The sequence below is a fragment of the Phenylobacterium sp. genome, from assembly GCF_035309685.1.
GTDB lineage: Bacteria > Pseudomonadota > Alphaproteobacteria > Caulobacterales > Caulobacteraceae > Phenylobacterium.
In genome coordinates, this window is the sequence record NZ_DATGEX010000047.1 from 34,377 (window position 1) to 53,700 (window position 19,324).

General features: G+C 69.1%; 19 protein-coding genes. 9 read left to right on the forward strand and 10 right to left on the reverse strand.

The genetic code is table 11. The annotated features are described in order from the left end of the window. Positions 1-25: 25 nt before the first annotated feature. The 3 genes from VKQ35_RS15375 to VKQ35_RS15385 all read right to left on the reverse strand — a co-directional run bounded on the left by VKQ35_RS15375 (position 26) and on the right by VKQ35_RS15385 (position 3,310). Complete coding sequence (locus VKQ35_RS15375; protein ID WP_324363144.1) at positions 26-964, reverse strand: hypothetical protein; 939 nt, start codon at positions 962-964, stop codon at positions 26-28. A 320-nt stretch (positions 965-1,284) separates the two neighbouring features. Continuing rightward, a complete protein-coding gene (locus VKQ35_RS15380) occupies positions 1,285-1,818 on the reverse strand; it encodes a DUF4402 domain-containing protein (RefSeq protein WP_324363146.1) in 534 nt (177 codons plus the stop codon). Positions 1,819-2,230: 412 nt separating this feature from the next. Further along, positions 2,231-3,310, reverse strand: a complete 1,080-nt coding sequence (locus VKQ35_RS15385) for a zinc-binding dehydrogenase (protein ID WP_324363148.1) — start codon at positions 3,308-3,310, stop codon at positions 2,231-2,233. 108 nt (positions 3,311-3,418) lie between these two features. Between VKQ35_RS15385 and fabD the strand changes: the two genes are divergently transcribed. The 7 genes from fabD (at position 3,419) to gmk (ending at position 9,495) form a co-directional block, all read left to right on the forward strand. Beyond that, complete coding sequence (fabD, locus tag VKQ35_RS15390; RefSeq protein ID WP_324363150.1) at positions 3,419-4,363, forward strand: ACP S-malonyltransferase; 945 nt, start codon at positions 3,419-3,421, stop codon at positions 4,361-4,363. A 22-nt stretch (positions 4,364-4,385) separates the two neighbouring features. After that, positions 4,386-5,126 carry a 3-oxoacyl-[acyl-carrier-protein] reductase gene (gene fabG, locus VKQ35_RS15395; RefSeq protein ID WP_324363152.1) on the forward strand — a complete coding sequence of 247 codons (741 nt, stop codon included), beginning with the start codon at positions 4,386-4,388 and terminating at the stop codon, positions 5,124-5,126. A gap of 138 nt (positions 5,127-5,264) precedes the next feature. Continuing rightward, positions 5,265-5,507, forward strand: coding sequence for an acyl carrier protein (locus VKQ35_RS15400; RefSeq protein ID WP_309606033.1), 243 nt, complete (start codon positions 5,265-5,267; stop codon positions 5,505-5,507). An 84-nt stretch (positions 5,508-5,591) separates the two neighbouring features. Continuing rightward, on the forward strand, positions 5,592-6,893 hold the full coding sequence (gene fabF / locus VKQ35_RS15405; RefSeq protein WP_324363154.1) for a beta-ketoacyl-ACP synthase II: 1,302 nt from the start codon (positions 5,592-5,594) through the stop codon (positions 6,891-6,893). 71 nt (positions 6,894-6,964) lie between these two features. Continuing rightward, the gene (mltG, locus tag VKQ35_RS15410; RefSeq protein WP_324363156.1) at positions 6,965-7,948 is read left to right on the forward strand and encodes an endolytic transglycosylase MltG; all 984 of its coding nucleotides are present in this window, start codon (positions 6,965-6,967) and stop codon (positions 7,946-7,948) included. Further along, on the forward strand, positions 7,945-8,826 hold the full coding sequence (locus VKQ35_RS15415) for a YicC/YloC family endoribonuclease (protein WP_324363159.1): 882 nt from the start codon (positions 7,945-7,947) through the stop codon (positions 8,824-8,826). Before mltG ends, VKQ35_RS15415 begins: the two co-directional genes overlap by 4 nt. 75 nt (positions 8,827-8,901) lie before the next feature. Then, on the forward strand, positions 8,902-9,495 hold the full coding sequence (gene gmk, locus VKQ35_RS15420) for a guanylate kinase (protein WP_324363239.1): 594 nt from the start codon (positions 8,902-8,904) through the stop codon (positions 9,493-9,495). Positions 9,496-9,546: 51 nt separating this feature from the next. Here the strand turns inward: gmk and VKQ35_RS15425 are convergent, their stop codons facing one another. Further along, a complete protein-coding gene (locus tag VKQ35_RS15425) occupies positions 9,547-9,912 on the reverse strand; it encodes a response regulator (protein ID WP_324363161.1) in 366 nt (121 codons plus the stop codon). A 152-nt stretch (positions 9,913-10,064) separates the two neighbouring features. Between VKQ35_RS15425 and VKQ35_RS15430 the strand changes: the two genes are divergently transcribed. After that, positions 10,065-10,241, forward strand: coding sequence for a hypothetical protein (locus tag VKQ35_RS15430; RefSeq protein ID WP_324363163.1), 177 nt, complete (start codon positions 10,065-10,067; stop codon positions 10,239-10,241). On the opposite strand, the gene VKQ35_RS15435 is transcribed toward VKQ35_RS15430, so the two are convergent. The 6 genes from VKQ35_RS15435 to VKQ35_RS15460 all read right to left on the reverse strand — a co-directional run bounded on the left by VKQ35_RS15435 (position 10,238) and on the right by VKQ35_RS15460 (position 17,041). Continuing rightward, positions 10,238-11,098, reverse strand: coding sequence for an HAD family hydrolase (locus tag VKQ35_RS15435; protein ID WP_324363165.1), 861 nt, complete (start codon positions 11,096-11,098; stop codon positions 10,238-10,240). The genes VKQ35_RS15430 and VKQ35_RS15435 overlap by 4 nt on opposite strands. Positions 11,099-11,134: 36 nt before the next feature. Continuing rightward, positions 11,135-11,935, reverse strand: a complete 801-nt coding sequence (locus VKQ35_RS15440; RefSeq protein WP_324363167.1) for an enoyl-CoA hydratase/isomerase — start codon at positions 11,933-11,935, stop codon at positions 11,135-11,137. A gap of 90 nt (positions 11,936-12,025) precedes the next feature. After that, on the reverse strand, positions 12,026-13,087 hold the full coding sequence (locus tag VKQ35_RS15445; RefSeq protein ID WP_324363169.1) for a diguanylate cyclase: 1,062 nt from the start codon (positions 13,085-13,087) through the stop codon (positions 12,026-12,028). A 128-nt stretch (positions 13,088-13,215) separates the two neighbouring features. Continuing rightward, a complete protein-coding gene (locus VKQ35_RS15450; RefSeq protein ID WP_324363171.1) occupies positions 13,216-14,922 on the reverse strand; it encodes a DEAD/DEAH box helicase in 1,707 nt (568 codons plus the stop codon). A gap of 192 nt (positions 14,923-15,114) precedes the next feature. Then, on the reverse strand, positions 15,115-16,671 hold the full coding sequence (locus VKQ35_RS15455; protein ID WP_324363173.1) for a M56 family metallopeptidase: 1,557 nt from the start codon (positions 16,669-16,671) through the stop codon (positions 15,115-15,117). After that, complete coding sequence (locus tag VKQ35_RS15460; RefSeq protein ID WP_324363175.1) at positions 16,664-17,041, reverse strand: BlaI/MecI/CopY family transcriptional regulator; 378 nt, start codon at positions 17,039-17,041, stop codon at positions 16,664-16,666. The genes VKQ35_RS15455 and VKQ35_RS15460 overlap by 8 nt, the downstream gene beginning before the upstream one ends. Before the next feature lie 101 nt (positions 17,042-17,142). Between VKQ35_RS15460 and VKQ35_RS15465 the strand changes: the two genes are divergently transcribed. After that, positions 17,143-19,323, forward strand: a complete 2,181-nt coding sequence (locus VKQ35_RS15465) for a TonB-dependent receptor domain-containing protein (protein WP_324363177.1) — start codon at positions 17,143-17,145, stop codon at positions 19,321-19,323. Position 19,324: the final 1 nt, after the last annotated feature.

Below are 19,324 nucleotides of genomic sequence, written 5' to 3' on the forward strand. Positions count from 1 at the left end.
CGCCGTCACGAAAAGTGCGGCGCGATTAAAGGACGAGCTTCGCAAGGACTTTGCCCGGCGATGTGTCGTCGTCGGTGAAAGTCACCTCCAGATGTTCACCCGGCGCGGGCGCGCGGCTGAGCGGGATGTGCATCACGCGGCGGCCAATCTCGGTATAGACGCCGACCCCCCGAGACAGGCCCAGGGCCGGGCTCTTCGGCTGGCCCTGAACGCGGACCTCGAGGTTGCCGAACAGCGAGTTCGATCCCAGCCGCACCAGGTCGAGGCTGAGCGCCGGGGTCTCCGGTCCGTTCGGCCCGCTCAGCTTCTCCAGGCTGACGTGGGGATTCTCGAGGCCGGCCCGCACGTCCAGCTCGCCCAGGCGCACGATGGCCGGGATGCTGAGACCGAGCAGGGCGTTGATCTGGAACCGCAGCTGGCCGGTCTGGGCGTTGGCGGCCGCGGCGTCGGCGGTGGTGCCGGCTTCACGCGGCGGCAGGGTGGCGATGGTCAGGTGGCTGCGCAGCTCCGTCGCGGCGGTGTCGGCGGGCGCGCCGGTGATCCGCAGGCGGATCGTCTGGCCCTGGCCGGGGGCGAGCGTCACGCGCCGGGGGGCGACCTGCAGGATATCCTGGGCCGACCGCACCTGATCGGCGATCGCCTTGTTCTCAGGCTTCGCCTGAGCCTCGGTGATCGGCAGGATCTGGCCGTCCGGCGTCATGACCCGGTCGATGAGCGAGATATCGAAGGTGCCGGGCGCCGAACCCTGATTGAAGATGTAGACCGTCGCCGATCGGTGGTTGCGGTCGAAGGTCACCCGCTTGGGCGAGATGTTGAGGTTCGCGCCGCTGGGCGCGGCCGCCGCGGCCTGAGCCGCCGCCGCCGGCGTGGGCTGGGCGGCTGCCGGCGCAGGCTGAGCTGACGCTGGACCCACCGCCAGGGACGCGAGCGCACAGAGTGCGGTGAAGAGGGCCGGGAGCTTCATGAACAGGACGCCGGTACTGGTCTGTGGCCCGGCAGGGATCGCCGAGAACGGCGGAGCACGAGACCCAGGGCATTATCCATCGGTGGTGGTCCGGCCCGCAAGCTCTGTTCCAGCGTTTGATCCGTGCGGCGGATCGTCCTGCCGGCCCCATGTCCGCGTCGGGCCCGGGATTGAGCCTCGGCGAGTCGGAAGCTTCGCCGCATATGATTAATGCGATGTGTGCCGCGGCCCCGTGACGCGAGAGGCGAGGGCGCCCCTGGAAACAAGAATGGCCGCCCTTGGCGAGCGGCCATGCCTGTCTCGAATGGGATCGCCCGCGGCTAGTTGTAGGTGATCGTGACCGCCAGCGTGCCGGTGTAGGTCTGCGGAACGGTGGACGGAGTGACGTCGAACTGGCCGCCGTAGCTCAGCGTCGCGGTGCCGTTGGCGGCGAGGTTGAAGGTCGGGCCGCTTCCGGTGGCGCCGGTGATCAGCGGGGTTCCCGCCGCGATGTTGATCAGCTGGCCGGCCGGGGCGAAGCTGAGCACGGCGCCGGCCGAAAAGGCGATGGCCGGGGTGGTGACGAGGCTGAATTTCGCCGAGGTCGTGGTGCTGGCGACCACCGAGCCGTCGCCGCCGCTCTTGGTGACGTTGTTGGCGGTGTCGAGGATGAAGGTGGTGTTGCCGTTGGCGCCGCTGGGACGAACGACGGTGCCGAAGTTCATGTCCTGGGTCTTGGTGAGCGTGGTCGGCGAGACGACGATGACGCTGGAGACCGCGGACGCGTTCAGCGTGCCGGCGGCGAAGGCGCTGCCGGCCAGGGTGGAAAGCGCGAGCGCACGGGCCGCGGCGAGCAGGATGTTGCGGTAAGCCATGAAACCCCCGGGTGATACGGTCGCCGGGGCATAGTTCACCCCGGCAGTAACGTCTTATTAATCTTAGCCATTAGTTGCGCGTTTACCAACTGTCAAGATTAAGCATAGACGTGCCGGAAGCGACTGAACGCTTAGGTTGAGTCAGATTTGATTGCTCGGTTTCGCCGTTAACCAAGTCAAACGGGCGCGGACAACCTTAACGGTCGTCGAGTTCCCCTGTCAGGGGAATTTTCCAGTATTTACGTGACGAGTCAGGCGACGTCTGGAACCTGATTTATCGTTGTCGGCCTCGTCGTTAACCATTGTACGGCCGCGGCAAGGCTTCGGATGCATCCGCCAGGTTCAATTCAGGGCGCGCGCGCCGCCGGGATCGGCGGTCGGGCGCGACAATCGGTCCTAGGGTTTGGCGGCCCTAAGCGGCCGGTTCGACGAGGATTTTCACGTGAGCCTCGGGGTCGCCGAGCGCGGTGAACGCGCCCGCCACGCCGTCGAGGCCGACCCGGCCGGTCACCAGGCCGGTGACGTCTATGACGCCCTGCGCGATATTATGCAGGGTCTGGGCGAACTCTTCCGGCGAATAGCCGAAGGCGAAGGTGAGCTCGATCTCCTTGGTGATGGCGATCGAGGGCTCGATGCGGTCGGTCTCCATGCACACCCCGGCCACGACGATCTGGCTGCCGGCCGGCGCCGCCTCGATCAGGGCCTGGACGATGCCGGGCGCGCCGACGCATTCGAAGACCACGGGGCGGCCGAAGCTTCCGCCCATCATCCGCATCATCTGCTGGGCGCCGCGGGCCTTGGGCACGCCCAGGCCCTCCCAGCGGTCGTGCGGCGACTCCTTGGCCGGGTCGATGACGATGTCGGCGCCAAGCTTCTCGGCGGCGGCGCGGCGGCGCGGCGAGAAGTCGGCGGCGATGACCGGGCCGTGGCCGCCGGCCTTCAGCGCGGCGATCACCGCCAGCCCTACCGGGCCGCAGCCGACGACCAGCGCCACGGAGTTGGCGTCCATCCGCGCCTTGGCGACCGCGTGCAGCCCGACGGCGAACGGCTCGGTCAGCGCCGCCTGGTCGGTGGCGAGGCCATTGGGCACCGCCAGGATCAGGGCTTCGCTCAGCACCATGCGCTCGGCGAACCCGCCGGGCAGGCGGTTGGAGAAGCCCAGCGCCTCCATTCCGCCGGCCGTAAGCGTGATCGGCACGCTGACTACCCGGGTCCCGGCCTTCAGCGCTTTCGCTGAGCCTGGGCCATGGTCGAGGATCTCGGCGCAGAACTCGTGACCGAAGACAGTGTCGGCGCCGGGGTCGAAGCCGTTGTCGCCGCCGCCCGCGCGGCGGCCGAGCTCGATCATATGCTCCATGTGGTGCAGGGCATGCAGGTCGGAGCCGCAGATGCCGCAGGCCAGCGTCTTCACCAGCACCTGGCCGGCCGCCGGCTCCAACTCGGCGATCTCGTCGCAGACCAGCTGCTTGTTGCGCCGAACCACCGCCCGCATCGCACTCTCCCTGGATCTTGGCCGCCTTGCCGGGGCTTTCCTTATTCCGTAACCCTCGCCCGGCGGAATCGATAGAGCCCGATCCTCAAAGCTATCCGGAGTTATCGCATGAGCCTCGCCTTCCTCTTTCCCGGCCAGGGCAGCCAGGCCGTGGGCATGGGCGCCGACTTGGCCGACGCATTTGGGTCCGCGCGGGAGGTGTTCCAGGAGGTCGACGAAGCGCTGGGGCAAAAGCTCGGAAAGCTGATGCGCGAGGGCCCGGAAGATCAGCTCACCCTCACCGAAAACGCCCAGCCGGCGCTGATGGCCGTTAGCCTGGCGGTGATGCGCACTCTGGAGAAGGAATTCGGCGTGGGCGTGGAGAAGGCGGCCTTCGTCGCAGGCCACAGCCTTGGCGAATATTCGGCGCTGGCCGCGACCGGCGCGATCAGCCTGGCCGACACCGCGCGCCTGTTGAAACTGCGCGGTCAGGCGATGCAGCGGGCCGTGCCGGTGGGCGAGGGCGCGATGGCCTCGCTGATCGGGCCGAAGAGCGACGTCGCCCTGGCCGAGGAAGCCGCCGCGGCGGGGTCGGTCGTGGGCGTCTGCGTGGTCGCCAACGACAACAACGCCGGTAATGTGGTGATCTCAGGCGCCAAGGCCGCGGTCGACCTAGCTATAGAGAAGGCCAAGGAACTGGGCGCGCGCGCCATCCTGCTCAACGTGTCCGCACCCTTCCATTGCCCGCTGATGCAGCCGGCGGCCGACGAGATGGCCGCCGCGCTCGCCACAGCGACTATCCTCGCGCCCCGTGCGCCGCTGGTGGCCAATGTCACCGCGCAGCCGACGCTGGATCCCGAGGCGATCCGCCGGATGCTGGTGGAGCAGGTGACCGGCCGGGTGCGCTGGCGTGAAAGCATGCTCTGGCTGGCAGGCGCGGGCGGCGTGACCCGCTTCGCCGAGGCGGGCGCCGGCAAGGTGCTGTCGGGCATGGCCAAGCGCATTGCGCCGGACGCCGAGGCGACGCCGCTCAATTCGCCCGCCGACCTCGAAGCCTTCGCCGCCAGTCTGTAATCAAGAGCCTTTGGGAGCCTAAATGTTCGATCTGACCGGCAAGACCGCGCTTGTCACCGGCGCCACGGGCGGCATCGGAGCGGCGATCGCCAGGGCGCTGCACGACCAGGGCGCCTATGTGGTGCTCTCCGGCACGCGGGAGGCGGTGCTGCAGGAACGCGCGACCGAACTTGGCGCACGCACTGCGGCGGTGGCGGCGAATCTCTCCGACGCCGCGGCGGTGGACGGGCTGATCGAGGCGGCCGAGGCCGCCGCCGGCGCGCCGGTCGACATCCTGGTGGCCAACGCCGGCATCACCAAGGATGGCCTGCTCCTGCGCATGAAGGACGAGGACTGGCAGGAGGTGCTGAAGGTCAACCTCGAGAGCTATTTTCGGCTCAGCCGCGCGGCGACAAAGGGCATGATGCGCCGCCGCCATGGCAGGATCATCGGCATCACCTCGGTGGTGGGCGTCACCGGCAACGGCGGCCAGGCCAACTACGCCGCCTCCAAGGCCGGGATGATCGGCTTCTCCAAGGCGCTCGCCCAGGAGGTCGCCACCCGCGGCATCACCGTCAATTGCGTGGCGCCCGGCTTCATCGAGAGCCCGATGACCGACGGCCTGACCGAGGCCCAGAAGGCGCAGATCATGGGGACCATCCCGACGCCGCGCCTCGGCACCGGCGCCGATGTCGCCGCGGCTTGCGTCTATCTAGCCAGCGACGAGGCGGCCTATGTCACCGGCCAGACCCTCCACGTGAACGGCGGAATGGCGATGATCTAGAGGGAGTGATTTGAAGCTCTCGCCTTCCCACATGGGAACATGCTAACGCCGCAGCGAATTGCGGTGAGCGAGACTGTGGAGTTGACTCCAAAGCCCGGCTCGCCGATGCAAAGCCTGAACTTTAAAGGGACCTACCTAATGTCCGACGTCCTAGAACGCGTCCGCAAGATCGTCATTGAGCACCTGGACGCCGATCCGGAGAAGGTGACCGAGAAGGCCAGCTTCATCGACGACCTGGGCGCCGACAGCCTCGACAATGTCGAGCTGGTCATGGCCTTCGAGGAAGAATTCGACATCGAAATCCCGGATGACGCGGCTGAGCACATCCAGACGGTGGGCGATGCCGTGAAGTTCATCGCAGAGCGTCTCGGCGCAGCCTAAACGCCTGATTCGGCTTAAGGTTTTCAGACCGCCGGGTCGGGGTTTCGCCCCGGCTCCGGCGGTCTTCCTTTGAGGACCGCGCCCGTGAGCAGCACCCGTCGAGTCGTCATCACCGGAATCGGCCTGATCACCCCGCTGGGTCAGGGCACGGAGATCAGCTGGGCCAATATCCTGGCCGGCAAGTCTGGCCTGGGGAAGATCACCACCTTCGACATCACCGAGGAGTTCGCCTGCCGCGTGGCCGGCGAGGTGCCGCGCGTCGATGGGCGCGGCGGCGGCGGGCCGGACGTCCCGGGCTCCTTCGATCCCGACCAGACGCTATCTGCGCGCGATCAGCGCCGGATCGACGACTTCATTCTCTACGGCATCGCCGCGGCCGACGAGGCCGTGAAGGATTCCGGCTGGCAGCCCGGCGAGGACGACGTCGAGGGCCGCGAGCGCACCGGGGTGATGATCGGCTCCGGCATCGGCGGCCTAGCCACCATCGAGAAGACCTCCATCGAGATGCACGAGAAGGGCCCGCGCCGCGTCAGCCCGTTCTTCATCCCCTCGGCCCTGATCAATCTGGCGAGTGGCCAGGTCTCGATCCGCTACGGCTTCAAGGGGCCGAACCATGCGGTGGTGACGGCCTGCGCCACCGGCGCTCACGCCATCGGCGACGCGGCCCGGCTGATCAAATACGGCGACGCCGACGTGATGATCGCCGGCGGGGCCGAAGCGGCGATCTGCCCGGTGGGCATGGCCGGTTTCATCGCCGCGCGCGCCATGTCGACCGGCTTCAACGACACGCCGGAGAAGGCCAGCCGCCCCTACGACAAGGACCGCGACGGCTTCGTCATGGGCGAGGGCGCGGGCGTCCTGGTGCTGGAAGAGTACGAGCACGCCAAGGCCCGTGGCGCCAAGATCTACGCCGAAGTGGCCGGCTACGGCCTGGCCGGCGACGCCTATCACATCACCGCGCCGGCGGACGACGGCGACGGCGGCTTCCGCGCCATGAAGGCGGCGCTGAAGGACGCGGGCGTGTCCATGGCCGAGGTGGACTACATCAACGCCCACGGCACCTCGACGCCGCTCGGCGACGAGATCGAGCTTGGGGCGGTGACCCGCCTGCTGGGCGATGCGGCGGGCAACGCGACCATGAGCTCAACCAAGTCGGCCACCGGGCACCTCTTGGGCGCGGCCGGAGCCATCGAGGCCGCGTTCTCGGTGCTGGCGATCCGCGATCAGATCGCACCGCCGACCATCAATCTCGACAATCCGTCTGTGGAAACCGAGATCGATCTGGTGCCGCACAAGGCCAAGCCGATGAAGATCGACGTGGCGCTCTCCAACTCCTTCGGGTTCGGCGGGACCAACGCGTCGGTGGTGTTCAAGAAGGTCTCGTGAGCCGCAGGCCACGCCGAATCCTCAAGAAATGGGGGCGCAGGCCGGTCCGAAAAGGGCAAGGTCCGCTGAGCATGATCCGCCGAGTCTTCAGCACCCTTGTCATCGTCGCGCTCCTGGCGGGCGGCTGGGTCTACTGGACCTATCGCGGCCCGGGCCCCGCGGCGCGGGCCGGCGGCGCCACCGATGTGATCCTGCCGCACGGCGCGGGAGTCGGCCAGATCGCCAGCGCGCTCAAGGCCGCCGGGGTCATCGGTTCGCGCGACGTCTTCTACCTGGCGGCCAAGATGGGCGGATCGGGCCGTCATCTGAAGGCCGGCGAATATGAGTTCCCGAGCCACGCTCCGATGGCCCAGGTGCTGAACGCGATCGCCGAGGGCAAGGTGGTCAAGCGCTTCGTCGTGGCGCCGGAGGGCTGGACCAGCGACATGGTCGCCGACGCCGTGCGCGCCCAGCCGGTGCTGACCGGCGTGATCGAGACCCCGCCTGAGGGCTCGATCCTGCCGGACGGCTACCAGATCGAGCGGGGCGAGGACCGCGGCGAGGTGATCGCCAAGATGATGGCGGCCCGCGACGCCCTGTTGGCCCAGCTCTGGGCCGGGCGCGCGCCGGACCTGCCGCTGAAGACCCCTGAGGAGGCGGTGACGCTCGCCTCGATCGTCGAGAAGGAGACCGGCATCCCGGCCGAGCGCCCGCGGATCGCCGCCCTGTTCGAGAACCGCCTGCGCCAGGGGATCAAGCTGGAGAGCGATCCGACCATCATCTACGGCATCACGAAGGGCCGGCCCCTGGGCCACGGCATCACGATGAAAGAGCTGGTGACGGCGACGCCCTACAACACCTACCGGATCGCGGGCCTGCCGCCGACGCCGATCTCCAACCCGGGCCGCGCGGCGCTGGCCGCGGTGCTCAATCCGCCCAAGTCAGACGAGCTCTATTTCGTGGCCGACGGGAGCGGCGGGCACGTCTTCGCCTCGACCTTCGCCGAACATCAGGCGAACGTGGCCAAGTGGCGGGCGATCGAGCGGGCCCGCGCCGCGGCGGGAGGCGGCAAATGACCATTTCCGGCATGACGGGCTTTGGGCGGGCCGAGGGTTCGCTGGGCGCGTGGTCTTGGGCGGTGGAGGCGCGCAGCGTCAACGGCCGCAACCTGGAGGTCCGGTTCCGCGGGCCGCCGGGGTTCGAGGGGCTGGAGCGGGCGGCGCGGGAGGGCGCGCAGGCGAGGTTCCAACGCGGCCAGCTGACCGTCGGCGTGCAGGCCAAGCGCGCCGAGGGCGTGGGCGCGGTGCGGCTGAACCTCGAGCAGCTGGAGCGCTATCTCGCGGCCGGCGCGCCCTACGTGCTCGAAGGGCAGGTCGCGCCGCCCAGTCTGGATGGCCTCCTGGCTCTGCGCGGCGTGATCGAGGCGGCCGACGCGGTGGAAGATCCCGAGGCCCAGGCGGCCCTGGAGGCGGCCATGGCGGCCTCGATCGGCGTGGCGCTGGATGGCCTTGCGGCCGGGCGCGCGGAGGAGGGCCGGGCGCTGGAGGGCGTGCTGGCCGGCCTGGTGACCCAGATCGGCGACTTGACGGCCAAGGCGTCCGCGCTGGCGGGCGGTCAGCCGGCGATCATCAAGGCCCGCTTCGAGAAGCGGATGACCGAACTGGCTGGTGAGGCGGTGAGCGAGGAGCGCATCCTGCAGGAGGCGGCCGCCATGGCGGTGAAGGCGGACGTGCAGGAAGAGTTGGATCGCCTGCGCGGGCACGTCGACGCGGCCCGCGTCTTGTTGGGCACGGACGGCGGCGTCGGGCGCAAGCTGGACTTCCTGACCCAGGAATTCATGCGTGAGGCCAACACCCTCTGCTCGAAGTCCGCCTCGGGCGCCTTGACCTCCGTTGGCCTCGACCTCAAAGCCAGCATCGAGCAGTTCCGCGAGCAGGTGCAGAATGTGGAGTGAGCAACCGTGAACGCGGCGACCGCGGACGACCACGCCAAGCCCTGGGAGACTGTTCGTCGGGGCCTGCTGCTCCTGATGTCGAGCCCCGGCGGCGCCGGCAAGACCTCGCTGTCGCGTCGACTGGTGGCCGACTACGCCGACATGATCCTGTCGATCTCGGCCACCACGCGGGCGCCTAGACCTGGCGAGGAGGAAGGGCGCGAGTACTTCTTCAAGACCCGCGAGGCCTTCGAGGCGATGATCGCGGCGGGCGAGCTCCTGGAATGGGCCGAGGTCAACGGCAACCTCTACGGCACGCCGAAGGGGCCCGTGATGGCCGCCCTGGAGGCCGGCAAGGACGTGCTCTTCGACATCGACTACCAGGGCGCGGCGCAGGTGGCCGAGCGGGCGCCCGACGACAGCGTCCGGGTCTTCGTCCTCCCGCCCTCCTGGTCGGATCTGGCGCGCCGGCTGCACGCGCGCGCTCAGGACAGCGAGCCGGTCATCGAACAGCGCCTGGCGCTCGGCAAGCGCGAGATCGAACACTGGCGCGCGGCCGACTACGTCATCGTCAACAAGGACTTCGACCGCGCCTACGCCGACCTGATCCACATCTACCGGTCCGAGCGGATGAAGCCGGGCCGAAATCCCTGGCTGCCGGAGTTCGTGCGGGGGCTGTCGGAGGAATAGCGCCGACCCACGCCGGGCGGGAAGCGGACGGCGAGGGTGCGCATGAGCGCCTCAGGCCGCGCAGGCCCGTTGGCAGGCTTCGGCCAGCGCGCGCCGGCTAAGCGGCTTGTCGACCACCGGCGCGGCCGTGGCGCCGGTCAGCATGTCGGCGTTGCCGGTGACGTAGATGTGCGGCACGGGGCCAAGCTTTTCGGTGATGGCCGTGACGGCTTCCACGCCGGTGCCGCCGACAATGCGCAGGTCGGCGGTGACCAGATCCGGGCGGTGCGCCATGGCGCTCTTCAACGCATCCTTGGGGTTGTCGACGATGTCGCAGCTCTCGAAGCCGAAGTCGTGCAACAGGCTTTCGACTTCGAGGGCGATCAGCATCTCATCTTCGATGATGAGCGCGTGTTTGCCAGAAGGAATGGCGGTCATTGGGACGCTATAGGCACTCTGCCGGGGTGCGACAATCTGTCCATCATGACGCCACGGACGGGTTACGCAACGAATAACGCAGCTCCAGGCGTCTTTCGGCCACGTCCCGCCGGCGGCCATGACTTCGCCCACCCGACGGGCCACTATGGGCCATGGACCCCGAACGCCCGCCCGACATCGACGCGGAATACCGCCTGATCCATGGGCCCTGGCCGCGCTGGGCGTTGCAGATCAGCCTGTTGAAGCTGGCGCTCCGGACCGGGGCGATCGTGCTGACGCTCTGCCTGGTCGCCATCGCCGTGGCCGTGGTGATCGTCCGCGTCCGCTAGGCTTGCGGCCCCTGCGGCCAGAGCGCCAGGCCGTGTGCGCCGACCCGGGCGGCCATCTCGCGCAGCAGTTCGTCGGCCATCAGGTCGAGGTCGGAGCCCTCCGAATAGTCGGCGACGCCGGAGTGGCGGGCGCGGCCATCATCTAGCAGGCGCTTGGCCGCGGCGCGGCTCTTCTCGACCGCCGGATTGTAGACCGCGACCGCCGCGCCGCCCTGGTCGGTGACCAGGCGCATGCAGGGGATGTCGGTCTGGCCGTCGCCGAAGAAGGCGATGCGGTCGAAGGGCACGGCGCGTTCGTTCTTGGCGACCACTTTGTTGATCGACTCGTCGTCCCATTCCTCCAGCGTCCACTTGTTGATGCGGAACAGGTACTGGGTCTTGGAGGTGTAGTTGACCGCGAGCGCCGCGCCGATGGCGTCGTCGTTGGCGTCGAACAGGAAGGCCGAGGCGTAGATCCGCTCGAAGTGGCGCGCGATCGGCGAGCCCTCGATCAGCTCGCGGTTGCCCGACGAGATGATGAAATGGCGCAGGTCGAGGCCAAGTTCGGCGGCGCGGGCCGTCTGGCGCTGGAACCAGCCCTCGACGCCGGGGAAGAGCGGCAGGTTGGCGCCGCGCCGCACCCAGGCGTCACGCGACAGCTCGATGCCGCGGCCGCGCGCCTTCTCCAGCATCAGGTGCATGTAGGCCAGGATCGGATCGCCGCGCTGGCCGATTGCCAGCTCCCGCGCCTCGGCCCAGAAGTCCGCGTGGCTCATCCCCAGCTCGTCAGGGATGAAGGCGTGCTCCTGCATGTTGCCGGGCGCCAGCGTGCCGTCGAAGTCGTAGGCGAAGACCGCGAGCGGCCGGTTCTGGCTCATGGCGGCGCTTTTAGCCGGCCCGGCGTTAAGCCGGAACTAGCGGCCCTTGAACTCGGCGGGACGTTTCTGGACGAAGGCCATGATGCCTTCGCGGGCGTCCTCCGTGCGGGCGGCGTCGCCCTGGACGTAGGCCTCCGCCTCCACCTGATCGTGCCAGGCGGCGTCGAGCGAGGCCCAGATCAGGTTGCGCGTGTAGCCCAGCGAAATCGGCCCGTCGGCCAGCTGGCCGGCCAGCGCCATGGCGGTGGGCATCAGCTCGGCGTCGGGGACGCAGCGGTTGATCATGCCCCATTCCAGCGCCGTCTTGGCCGGCAGCTTCTCGCCCAGCAGGGTGAGCTCCATGGCCCGCGCTTTGCCGACCAGGCGCGGCAGCAGGTAGGTGGCGCCGCCGTCCGGCACGAGGCCGATGCGGCGGAAGGCCTGCAGGAAATAGGCGCTCTCGGCGGCGACGCAGAGGTCACAGATCAACGCCAGCGAGGCGCCCACGCCGGCGGCGACGCCGTTGACCGCGGCGACCAGGGGCTTGGGCGACTTGCGCACCGCGCTGACGAAGGGATTGTAGACCTGCAGCAGCGACTGGTTGGGGCCGTTGCGGTTCTCGGTGATCCGCGAGCCGCCGCCCGACAGGTTGGCGCCGGAGCAGAAGCCGCGGCCCTCGCCGGTTATCACGATGGCGCGGACGTTGGCGTCGGCCACGAAGGCGTCGAAGGCGGCGCGCAGGCCGTCCATCAGCTCAATTCCAGCGGCGTTCAGCGTCGCCGGATCGTTGAGGGTGATAACGCCGATGCGGTCCTTGATCTCGGTCCGCACCTTCGGAGTGGGTTGGGCGCCGTCCATGGCTGATGTCCTCCAGTTCGAGACTTGCGCTCGATCTAAAAGACTCTACGCCGCGTCAGCCTAGGGGCAAACGCTTCCCGGCGAGCCGGCTCAGGCAGCGGCGACGGCGGCCATGGGCTGGGCGGCGGTGGTGCGGTTGCGGCCGGCGTGCTTGGAGGCGTAGAGGGCCGCGTCGGCGCGTTCCACCAGGCTCATGGTGCTTTCGCCGGTGATCCGTTCGGCATAACCCGCCGAGACGGTGATGGTGCCCAGGTCCTCGTTGGTCGAGCGGCGCTTCAGCGAGCGAGAGGACACCTCCTCGCGGATCTCTTCCAGGACAGCGCGGGCGGTGCGGCCGTTTTCGCTCGGGAAGATGATCGCGAACTCCTCGCCGCCGTAGCGGGCGGCCATGCGGGGCGTTGCGCCCATGCGGCCGATGACGCTGGAGACATAGCGCAGCACCTGGTCGCCGATCTGATGGCCCCAGGCGTCGTTGAAGCCCTTGAAGTGGTCGATGTCGATGATCGCCAGGGTCATGCCTTCGCCGTCGGCGTCGGCCTTTTCGCAAGTCGCTTCAAGGCGTTCGTCGAAAGCCTTGCGGTTGGCGAGGTTGGTCAGGCCGTCGGTCATGGCGTCGCGCCGGACCTGATCGAGGCTCTCGCGGAGGCGGCCGAGTTCGGCGGTGGTCTCGGCGAGCTGGGTCTCCAGCACGACGGTCTCGTCCTGCACCTTCTTGGTGGCGGCGGTCAGGTCCTTGACCACGGCCTTGACCTCGCCGGCGTCCTCGCCGTCCTGCAGACGGCCGGACGCGATGGCCAGTTCCTGTCCGTATTCCTCGCTGGATTTCTGGGCGCTTTCGATAGCTGCGGTGACGCTCTGCAATTCCTTGGACAGGACGTCGCCCGCTTCCAGGATGTCGCCGTTCAGCTTGGCTTCCGGCAGGTACATGGCGGCCAGTTCGGCGCCCAGCGTCTCGGTGATCGGCTCGCCGGCCGCCAGCAGGCGGTCGATCTCTTGGGCGAGCGGACTTTCCTTCTCGGCGACGTAGTGCACCCAGAGTTCGAAATTGCGCACCGTCGGCCAAACCTGGTTGGCCTCCATCACCTCCAGCGCGGTCCGCGCGAGGTCATAGGATTTCGGGCTGCGGAGCGCGGTCTGAACGTCCACCGACATGGTCAAAGCTTCCCAACCAGGCCGCTCACCTTATGCGAGCCGCCTACAGTTGAGAGCAAATCTACCGCCGCAACACCCAACGACCGGTTAAAGGGCGCGGCATCTGGCGGGTGATTTTCGAAATGACCCTAGTCTTCCGAACGAGGCGGCGGCGGGCGCGAGAGAAAGGCCGGCACGTCGCGGCCGAAACCCACCACGCCGTCATCGCCATCGTCGCGGTCGCGGCCACGGTCGTTGCGCTCGCCGCCGCGCTCTTGTCGGCCTCGGTCGCGGCCGCCCTCGGTACGCTGGGGACGGTCGTCCCGGGCCCGGGGGCCGCGGTCGCGTTCCTGACGCTCGCGAGGCGCGCGTTCGGGCTGCGGCTGAGGTTCCCGGGCCGGCGCGGGGGCGGCTGCCTCGATGGGCGCAGCGTCCAGGTGGGCGGGCGCGGCGGCGTCGGTCGCGGGACGCTCTTCGCCCCGGCGACCCCGGCCACGGCCGCGTCCGCCGCGTTCGGAGCGCTCCGGCTTTGGCGCGGCGTCGTCCGACGGCGTCGGCGCGGTTGTCGGATCGAAGGGCGTCATGGACGCCACCTCGCCGTGGACGGGCACCGGGCGAGGACGGCGGTCACGGTCCCGGTCGCGGCTGGACGGCGCGCTGCGCCCGCCGGCGCGGCCCCGGTCGCCGCCGCGGCTGCTGCGCGGCTCGTCCTTGATGTTGGCCCAGTCGGCCTCGAGCTTGATCTCTTCGGGCGCCTTGCCGATCAGCTTCAGCACCTTGTCGAGGTTGCGGCTGTCGGCCGGCGTGACGATCATGAAGGTCTGGCCGAGCTTGCCGGCGCGGCCGGTGCGGCCGATGCGGTGCACGTAGTCGTCGGCGTGGTGCGGCACGTCGAAGTTGAACACATGGCTGACGTCGGGGATGTCCAGGCCGCGGGCGGCGACGTCTGAGGCGACCAAGAGCTTCAGCGAGCCGTTGCGGAAGCTCTCGAGCGTGCGCATGCGGGTCTGCTGGTCGAGGTCGCCGTGGATCGGCGCGGCGTCCATCCCGTGGGTTTTCAGCGACTTGGCGACAATATCGACTTCGGATTTGCGGTTGCAGAAAACGATGCCGTTCTTCACGTCGTCGCGCTCGATCAGCATGCGCAGCGCCGTGCGCTTGGCCTTCTGGTCGGTGGTGGGGATGCGCACCAGATACTGGGTGATGGTCTCCGCCGTGGTCGCGGGCCGCGAGGCCTCGATGCGCACCGGATCGTTGAGGAACTGCTTGGTGAGCCGGGTGATCTCCGGCGGCATGGTGGCCGAGAAGAACAGCGTCTGCTTCTTCTTGGGCGTCAGCTGGAAGATGCGCTCGAGGTCGGGGATGAAGCCCATGTCGAGCATGCGGTCGGCCTCGTCGACCACCAGCATCTGCACACCGGTCATCAGCAGCTTGCCGCGCTGGAAGTGGTCGAGCAGGCGGCCCGGCGTGGCGATCAGCACATCGACGCCGCGGTCGAGCTTCAGTTCTTGGTCGGAGAAGGAGACCCCGCCGATCAGCAGCGCCCAGGAGAGCTTCTGGCCCTTGGCGTAGCGTTCGAAGGAGGCGGCGACCTGGTCGGCCAGTTCGCGGGTCGGCTCGATCACCAGGGCGCGCGGCATGCGCGCGCGGGCCCGGCCGGCGGCCAGCCGGTCGATCATCGGCAGCGTGAAGGCCGCGGTCTTGCCGGTGCCGGTCTGGGCGATGCCCAGCACGTCCTTGCCGTGCAGGGCGTAGGGGATCGCCTCGGCCTGGATCGGCGTGGCGGTGGTGTAGCCGGTGTCGGCGACGGCCTTGAGGGTCGCGGGCGACAGGCCCAGTTCGGAGAATTCGGTCATTTTGCCTGAGATACGGTCGGGTGGGACCGTTGTGGCCCCAGGAAGGCTGAAGCGGCGCCGGATGCGCCACGTCGGCGCGCTGACGAGGTTCGCCGCGCGGGCGGAACATACGAGCGGCGACGCCTAAGTCAACGCGCTCGCGTCCTGGCGGTTCTGGCGGCGCGCGGAAGCTGCGAATTTAGGGCCTAGCGCCTAGGTCGGAGCCGGCATCCTGAGCACATTGACGAAGCCGCGGCCGCCGGTGCGCTGGCCCTCGGCGATCTCTTCCGGGGTTTCGGCGCGCAGCGTCGGCGTCACGGTGACCGTCAGGCCACTGGGCAGCCGGATGGTCCCGGTCTCGCCGGAGGCCAGATCGATGGACCCGCTGACCATCGGATGCAGGCTCTCATTGAGGCCGGCGGTGACGGTCAGGCGGTCGCCGTGCTGATTGACCTTGGTGAACAGCTTGAAGCGGCTGTTGTCGCGTTCGATGTAGCCCAGCCGGTACCAGGACTGCGAGCCGAAGGCGGTGAGGTCGGTGACCAGCGCATGGCCGTCCGGGTCCTGCATGGTGGCGTAGACGCGCACCGCCGAGCCCGGCTCGACGGACGACCAGCCGGCGATGGCGTGGACCCGCCGAGGGCCGAACTCGCCAGGGGCCAGCAGGTGAGGCTCGACCGCGACGATCGGCGGGGCGTCGGTGACGCGCGTGAAGCCGTAGGCTGCGGGATCGCGCGCCGTTTCGAAGGCCTCGGTCGGTTCGGGCGGCATCGAGACGAGCTGCAGCGGTTGCGGGCGCGGCGCCGGCCGGGCGGCGGGCGTCGAGACCTGCGGCGGCGGTGCTGGCGGCTGCTGCTCGGCCGTGACGGGGGCCGGCTGGGCGGCCGGGGTGGCGGCGAAGACGACCTGCGCCGGCCGCGTGGCCCAGGCGGTCCAGGCGACGCCCAAGGTCAGGGCCGCGATGCTGGCCGCGCCCAGCGCGCGGGCGGCGCGGCTCGGCGTGCGCCGTGACAGCAGGCCGATGCGCTCGGCGAGCGGATGGGCGGCCTGGGCGGGCCAATAGCAGCCGATCGGCAGCGGCCGTGCGGCCAACTGGGTCTTCAGCATGGCCTCGGCGTAGGCACGGCGCGCGGCGGGATGCGCGGCGACTACCTGGGCGTCACAGGCCAGTTCCTGATCGATCCGCAGATAGTGGGCCAGCACATGGACCAGCGGGTTGAACCAGTTGAGACAGCGGGCAAGCGCGACGGCGGCGTTGATGCGCGAGTCCTGGCGGGCGATGTGGGTTTCCTCATGGGCCAGGACGACCCGCTGTTCGCGCGGCGTGTAGCGGCCGGTGAAGTCGCGCGGCGTGACGACCCTGGGGCGCAGGACGCCGACCACCGCGGGCCCGGCCCGGCCGGCGCGGACCGCGCGACTGAACTGCGCCTGGCGCCAGGCGAGGTGAGCCAGCGCCGCCGCGGCGCCGGCGATCCAGAGGACCATGAGAATGGCGGAGAGATCGGGGCCGGACGGCGCGGGCAGGCTCGGCGCATAGTCGAAGGCGGCGGCCAGGCCACGCTGGGCCACGGCCGCTTTGGGCGCGGCCAGGGTGATGATCCGGGTCGGCGCCAGCATGGCCGCGACGGCAAGCGGGACCAACGCCCAGAGCTGGTAGGCGACGCGGGCCCCGAACAGCCGCCGCGCCGGGCGGCGCAGCAGCATGGCCAGCGCCACGGCGCCGGCGATGGCCAGGTTCACCCGTAGCAGGAGGGCGAGCGCCTCACTCATCGTCTTCGAGCTTCGCGATCAGCGACTTCAGCAACTTGATGTCGCGCCCGGTCAGCGCGCGATGCTCGGCGAAATGGGCGACGAGCGGGGCGACCTCGCCGCCGAACAGCCGGTCGACGAGCCCCTGGCTTTCCGACTGCACATAGTCGGCGCGGCTGATCAGCGGACGGTAGAGGTAGCCCGTCTCCTCGCGGCGGCCCTCGATGGCGCCCTTGCGCAGCAGCCGGGTGATCAGGGTCTTCACCGTGCCCGGCGCCCAGCCGTGCGCCTCGCCCACCGCGCCGACGACGCCGTCCGGCGTCAGCGGTCCCTGCGCCCACAGGGCCTCCATGATCTGGCTCTCGGCGCCGGAGATCTTGACCGCTGGCATTCTGCGCACCTTACCGAAAATACACGTGTACTTTAATTGAAAGTACGTCTGTATCATAGCTCATCGGGCCGCGCCGGCCAGTGAATTCGAGGACATGAATCGTGCGGACCGGGCTCATCTCCATGGCGATCGCCGCCGCCCTGCCATCCCTGGCCGCGGCCCAGGAAACCAAACCGGCGGCCGCCCCGCCGCCGCCAGCCGGTAAGACGGTGGGCGAGGTGGTCGTCACCGGCCAGGCCGCGGCGCCGGTGCAGGTCTCAATCGACCGCAAGAGCTATGACGTGACCAAGGACCTGCAGGCGCAGTCCGGAGCCATCGGCGACGCCTTGCGCAACGTGCCCTCGGTGCAGGTGGACCCGCAGGGCGCCGTCAGTCTGCGCGGCGATCCCAACGTCACCATCCTGGTCGATGGCAAACCCTCCAGCCAGTTCGAGGGCGACAACCGCGCGCTGGCGCTGCAGTCGATGCCGGCGAGTTCCATCGAGCGCGTGGAGGTGGTGACCAATCCTTCCGCCGAGTTCCGCGCGGACGGCTCGGCCGGGATCATCAACCTGATCACCAGGAAGGCCCGCGGGACCGGCGTCACCGGGGCGGTGAACCTCATGGCGGCCGACGGCGACCGGTTCGCCGCCAGCCTGAGCAGCGGCTACAACTCCAAGCGCCTGTCGATGACTGGCGAACTCGCCATCCGGCAGGACACCCAGAACCAGAAGTCGGTGGACGACCGCCTGACGCCCGATCCGAGGGGCGGCTTCGATGCGCTGGATCAGCAGCAGCTCGCCAACATCATCATCAATTCGTTCAACGCGCGCGGCGCGCTGGACTTCGACGTGACGCCCCGCACCCGGATCGGGGTGGAGACGCACGGGAACTACACCTTCTTCAGGCCGAACAACTTCACGTCCACGGTGGCGGACGGGTCCTCCGGCGCGCTCACCGACAGCTTCCTCCGCCGGCTGACCGTCCATCAGAAGCGGACGCAGGGCGAGGTCAGCGTCAACCTGCGCCAAAAGCTCGGCGCCGACGGCGATTTCGCCCTCAGCCTCAGCCACGAGGAGATCGTCGATCCGCGCGTGCGCACCGGCCACGCCTTCGACGAGGTTCCGGCCGCTCCCGACGTTTTCGACCAGCAGCGGCTCGACAACCACCTGCACCGCACCGAACTGAAGGGCGACCTGGCGCAGCCGTTCGGCGACATGTCCAAGCTGAAGCTGGGCTTCGACGTGCAGTATGACGACAATGCCTACCGCAACCGGGGCTACGACGGTCTGGCGCTGACGCCCGACGCGGCGCTGACCAATCTCTTCGAGTTCCGCCAGACCATCAGCGCGGCCTACGCCACCTATGAGCGGCCGGTGGGCGATCTGACGGTGCTTGCGGGCCTAAGGGTCGAGGACGTGCGCATCCACCTGGACCAGGTCACGACCGGCCAGAGCGACGAGAACGACTATCTGCGGGCCTATCCCAGCCTGCACCTGAACTGGAAGCTCAGCGACACCCAGGACGTCAGCGCCAGCTACAGCCATCGTGTGCAGCGGCCCGATCCAGGCGCGTTCAACGCCTTCCGCCTGCTGGTCGACCCGCTGAATTTCCGGTCGGGCAATCCCGACCTGAAGCCGCAGCAGACCCAATCGTTCGAGCTGGGCTACGCCTATCGTCAGGCGCCCGTGCTGCTGCTCGGGACCCTGTTCTACCGGGAAAACCGCGACGGGTTCGGCGACGTGCTGACCGACCTGGGCGGCGGGGTGTTCCTGACCCAGCAGCAGAATCTGGCGACCAGCCGCTCGGCCGGGCTGGAGGTGACGCTGAACGGCAAGGTCACGCCGACGCTCGGCTACGGTCTGACCGGCGGGGTGAGCTGGACGCAGCTCGACAGCCTTGGGCCCACCTTCGCGCCGACCCGGGAACTGGTCGGGGCGAGCGGGCAGGGCAACCTGACCTGGACGGCGTCGGCGAAGGACCTCTTCCAGCTCAACGCCTTCTACAATCCGGAACGGCTGACCTCGCAGGGCGAGGTTAGGCCGCTTATGGCCGTCGACCTTGGCTGGCGCCACAAACTCAGCGACCGGCTGGCCCTGGTGGTGACCGCGCGCGACGTGGCCGACAGCTTCTTCATCCGCCAGTCGGCGGACACGCCGGTGCTGATCCAGCGCGGCAAGGTGGCTATCGACAACAAGTCGCTGCGGATCAGCCTGAGCTACAGCTTCGGCGGAGGGCGGCCCAGGGACCCCGGCTTCGACTTCCAGAACAGCAACGGCGCCGGCGCGGGGCCGACGCTTTAGC